The following is a 4,788-nucleotide window of genomic DNA, read 5'->3' on the forward strand; positions in this document are numbered from 1 at the left end:
AGGCTCTTTTTTTTATTTATTTCGTGGTAATGATTTTTCATTACGAAAGTAATGATTTTTCATTACTACGACACTCGTTAAAAAACCAGTAATATCAAGGGTTTGACCCACTTTTTAAACTTATCCCCTTCTTACTCTCTATTAAATAGCAATTCGCCCTTTGTTTGGCAACCCCTAATTTTATATATTTTTCGTATCTGCCCTAAAGGCTAAAAGGTTGCCATCAAGGCAACCAAAACCTTGTCTGTAAGAATAAAAAAGACCCTCGAAAGAGGGCGATTATCCTAAAGGTATTTTGATTTCTAGATTATCTAAATCAAATTGAGGAATTTCCTCAAGGTATTCAAAGTCATCTTCTGTCAAAGGTTCTAGGTTTGAAATGATTTGGTCGTAATGTTCAATGGCTTCTTCATGGTTACCCATTTGATCTAGAGCAACGCCTTTATTTAATACAGCGTTATTGTCATCTGGATTAAACTTTAAGGCTTTATCGTAGCATTCAATAGCCTTTTCATATTGCCCTAAACTATCAAGTGAAATTCCCTTGTTATTATAAGCTTTTGCAAGTGTTCTAAGTTCTTTAGAAGGGGTATGAACAGCTATTTCGGCTAGTTGCTTTTTTATGGTTTCAAGTTCTGCATAGATTGTATTAATTTCTGTTTTTCGTTCAAAGTGATGGGCTGATTCTTTGTCCATTGCCACTCGAAGATAATCTCTCATAAGTGAGTTAAGTTCTTTTGTTTCCTTCAGAGTTTCAGCTAAAGCTTTTTCACGTTCTAGTTTACTTGTTAAATTCATATTAATCCCCCTCTACATTTCTCTGTCCATACCTTGATATTTTTGTTTCGATTTACCTTTGCCCTGTACTTTTTGTTGCTGGCGTTGTTGTTGTCTAGTCATTTCTCTACTCGCTTGTTCAATGCCTTTCATAACTGCGTCTAACAAGCCCAGTCCTTTTTCTTGGGATTGAATTTGTCCTTGATATTCAGGCACTTTGGCTTCCATTTTCCCGAAGGATTCTATCTGTTTTTCAAAGTCGGCTCTTCCAGTAATGCCTTCCTTCTGCATGTAATTCTTATAGCTATCACGGGCAGTTACAGCACTGTCATACTCTCGTTTGGCTGATTTGGAGACAAGCATTTTTCCTTTCAGGAATGGATTGTTCTCATATTTCTCAACAATGGCTTGGTGTTTTTCAAAATCTTTTAGATAACGTTCTGCACGCTGCAAGCGTCCTTTCGTCTGATCTACACGAGAAATTTCTCCTTGAAGCCTTTGAATTTCTGATTTTCGATTATTCACCGTCTTTTCAATGCTCTCGATTGGGACTGCTTTACCTTTCCCATACTTAGAATTGACATCAACAATGTTCAGAGCCGTTTTAAAGCTCATATGACGCATTTCAGAGCGTTCAGGATACAAAGAAGCCACCTGACGAACAAAAGCGTTTTTATGGGCAATTTCAGCCTTCTGAAGCACATCACGTTCAGAACGGATATATTGACGAGTGTTTCTGTTTTTCTCCAGGAGTCCTGAACGCTCTGATTCGTGTTGAGTTTTCACCTGGTTAAATTCCTTTTCATTGCTGAAACCAAGCTTTTCACGGTGGTAATTAAGCTTTTCATCATGGAATTTAATTTCAGTTTTCGCCTTAGAAATTTCTTGTTCGGCTCTATCTTTAGTGATTCGATTTTCCTTTAATTTCAATGGGTTAAGCCAATTAATATTTTCGATTCGTCTTTCAGCTTCTTGAACTTGTTTCTCGAAAGAATGAATCCATCTGAAATGGTCGGAAGCTCCTCGGAGCGTTTCGTCTTTCCAACGGATATAGCTGTCATTTTTATTTAAGCGTTCATCCCATTTATCAAGCTGATCGTAACGATTTTTTATGTTTGGTAAAGAAGATTCAGCCTTCAGAACCTTAGAAGCATTTTGCAAATCCACACGTTCGGCAGCCGTGCTAAATTTTTCAGCGTTTTGCTTTTGTTCTTGCTGGCGAGCCTTCTCTTGTTCCAACGCTTGTTTTTCTTCACGGTACTTTTGGAGATCCACGACAAGAGCGTTGTATTCCTGACGGTCACGGTTAATATCTCCTTTTTCTGTACGGACACCACGCTTTTCCATCTCATGAGCAACGTGGCCAAGATGAACAGTCGGAAGCTGTTCTAGTCCACGTGCTTCATGCGAAAGGTGGGAAATGCGTTCCTGAATCCCCTCTTTTTCTAACGCTTTATTTGCGTGGTTTGCCCATTCCTCACGCCATTGTTCAAGAAGCTCCTTCTTGTTCCAGTCACGATTCTTGGGACCGAATCCATCAGCTGTAATTTCTCTTGTGGTTAGCATGACATGAGCATGGGGATTTTCTTTATCATCACGGTGAATCGCAACGTCTGCGATCATCCCTTTATCTACAAATTCTTTTTGAACATAATCACGGATTAATTCTTTTTGTTGGTCATTGCTTAGTTCTCTTGGTAAAGCAATATTGATTTCTCTAGCCAAACGAGAGTTGACTCTTGTTTCAGACTTTTCGACTTCATTCCATAAACGGTTACGATCTTGCACCCATTCAGGAGAATTAGCAGGGGCAAGAATCATGGTATCCGGTTGGACTTCTCGAACGTAGTATTTCATTTCGCCGGTGCGCTCATCGGTTAAACGTTCACCGGAACGATAAGATGCAGAAGCGACAGCCGATTGCCCTTTTCCTCTTGAAATAACTTGTGCTGAAAAATGATAGATTGCCATGATTCTCACCTCTCTTGCATCGCTACGCGAATCCCATTTAACCGAAACGGAGAAGGAAGTACCGAAGGTGGTTCCTTTTCTGTTTTGGCTTCGCCGATAGGCGATTATGTTTTTGTTGCTTTAGCAACTTGCCTGATAAGGCAAAGGCTTTTTTCTTTTGGTGCGAAGCACCCGCACGACAAACGATAGTTTGTGTAAGTGCGCCCTTGCCCTTCGTTCTTCGGGAATCAGTGCCACACTTCATTGTGGCGATTCTTGCCTTTTGTCTAGTATTCTAGCACTATTTCCGATATAATAAAAGAAAAATATGGCAATGCAGGAGGGTTTTAGAATTGGCACGTAAAACGGACGCAGAACGTTTACAAGAATTAGAGGAAAAGATGGAGCAGATTAAGGCGAGGAAACAGCAAGTTGCCAGCCGAATCCAAGCGAAAGAACGAAAGGAACGGACACGCCGATTGATTCAGGTGGGTGCGATTTTTGAGAAGTATTTTGATATTATCGGTGAGGATCAAGCTGAGAAAGTAGCGTATGGAATGAAGGAAGCAGTAGAGAAGCATAAAGAGAAATTAATGAACATTGATGTGGAGAAGTCCAAGAAAGAAAACAAGCTCGTTTATGAGGTTCAGGAGGAAAGCTTAATCATGCCAGAAGGTGAGAAAGCCCCTTACCAACCGTAATGCCTTTAGGGCATTTTCCCGTTGCCTTTATGGCAACGTTTATCTTTAGGAGGTGGGGAATTGATTTGTTCATACTGTCAAACTGAGAATGGTAATTTCGCAAGCGAATGCGAATTTTGTGAAGCCCCTTTGAAGGTGGTACGTCCTTCTTTAAACAGAGATGTGGTCGAGGAAGATTACGAGAAGCCATATCCTGTACTGGTGACTTATCATACCTATCACTTGTTACTGCTGCTAAGAAAGGTCAGGGAAGAAAGGACGAAATGTTATCACCTCATGAGAGGCGTTCAGAAGGGGGCAGAATTGATTGAAATTGATTCAGATACTTTAGCCTTTGCTGAAAGTGAATATAGGCGCTATACGGCTCATATGAGGGTTATAGAAGGTATCTTGATAGACCGAATGGGTTATAAACCTAAGCGAGTTGACGATAAGTTACTTGTGAGCCTTCAAGGAAAGATTCAAAATGGGTAGTAAAAAAGGAGTTTTATTGATATTGTCGAATTTAGACATAAGAAAAACCGTCCTTGCTTGGCTGGCTAGACGGTTTTCTCAAATACTGCAAGGAATTAGGATTCCTTTATTCATTTATTTAGTATTTATATTCTAACATAAAGGGACTAATTCCTGCTACATAGGGAGAGGAATTAGCTTGAATAAAAATTTAAGAGAAGCTGAAAGAAAAGCAAGATTAAGAGAAATACAAAATGAAAAGATTTTAACGGAAGAAGAACTGCAACAAGCAACTGAATTACAAACAAAAGCTAATTCTAGAGGGATGATTTTAATTCCTGAAAGAAAAGTAAAAAACAAAGCGAGGTTTGTCCAGTTGAACCAAGCCAACCTTTTATACTTACGTGAAATAAAATATTTAACTACTGCTGAAAAAACATTTTTAATAGATATTGCTCCTCATGTTGAAATTGAATCTAATTGTATTGTGGAAGATTGCAAGAAAACTAATTCAACACCTTTAACTCAAAGTGATCTCGCTACTGTTTTAGGAAAGAAAAAGCAAAATGTAAATCCAATCATAAAAGGGTTAATCGATAAAGGTATTTTAGCACGGTCTGAAAGTGGTTTAGAAGATAATAATGTTCGAGCCTACGCTTTGTTCGTAAACCCTCACATAATGTTTTCAGGGGATAGAGACAACGTAAACGGAACTTTAAAAGCTATGTTTAGAAAAACTCCTGCTGAATTAAAAAAGCTACCTGAAAAATTATTTTAGAGCCTTTAATAGGCTCTTTTTTTTATTTATTTCGTGGTAATGATTTTTCATTACGAAAGTAATGATTTTTCATTACTACGACACTCGTTAAAAAACCAGTAATATCAAGGGTTTGACCCACTTTTTAAA

5 protein-coding genes are annotated in these 4,788 nt (G+C 38.6%); 3 read left to right on the forward strand and 2 right to left on the reverse strand.

The annotated features are described in order from the left end of the window. Window positions 1-279: 279 nt before the first annotated feature. Both LC095_RS26460 and mobQ read right to left on the reverse strand, forming a co-directional pair. Entirely contained in the window at window positions 280-798 is a 519-nt protein-coding gene (locus LC095_RS26460) for a tetratricopeptide repeat protein (RefSeq protein ID WP_226530898.1), read from the reverse strand. Window positions 799-810: 12 nt separating this feature from the next. Beyond that, entirely contained in the window at window positions 811-2,748 is a 1,938-nt protein-coding gene (mobQ, locus tag LC095_RS26465; RefSeq protein WP_226530899.1) for a MobQ family relaxase, read from the reverse strand. A gap of 332 nt (window positions 2,749-3,080) precedes the next feature. On the opposite strand from mobQ, the gene LC095_RS26470 reads away from it, so the two are divergent. The 3 genes from LC095_RS26470 to LC095_RS26480 all read left to right on the forward strand — a co-directional run bounded on the left by LC095_RS26470 (window position 3,081) and on the right by LC095_RS26480 (window position 4,659). Next, the gene (locus tag LC095_RS26470) at window positions 3,081-3,428 is read left to right on the forward strand and encodes a hypothetical protein (protein WP_226530900.1); all 348 of its coding nucleotides are present in this window, start codon (window positions 3,081-3,083) and stop codon (window positions 3,426-3,428) included. A 276-nt stretch (window positions 3,429-3,704) separates the two neighbouring features. Beyond that, a complete protein-coding gene (locus LC095_RS26475) occupies window positions 3,705-3,902 on the forward strand; it encodes a hypothetical protein (RefSeq protein ID WP_226530901.1) in 198 nt (65 codons plus the stop codon). 172 nt (window positions 3,903-4,074) lie between these two features. Further along, window positions 4,075-4,659, forward strand: a complete 585-nt coding sequence (locus LC095_RS26480; protein WP_086408550.1) for a MarR family transcriptional regulator — start codon at window positions 4,075-4,077, stop codon at window positions 4,657-4,659. Window positions 4,660-4,788: the final 129 nt, after the last annotated feature.

This window comes from Metabacillus niabensis, from assembly GCF_020524345.1.
In the GTDB taxonomy this organism is placed as follows: Bacteria; Bacillota; Bacilli; order Bacillales; family Bacillaceae; genus Metabacillus; species Metabacillus niabensis_B.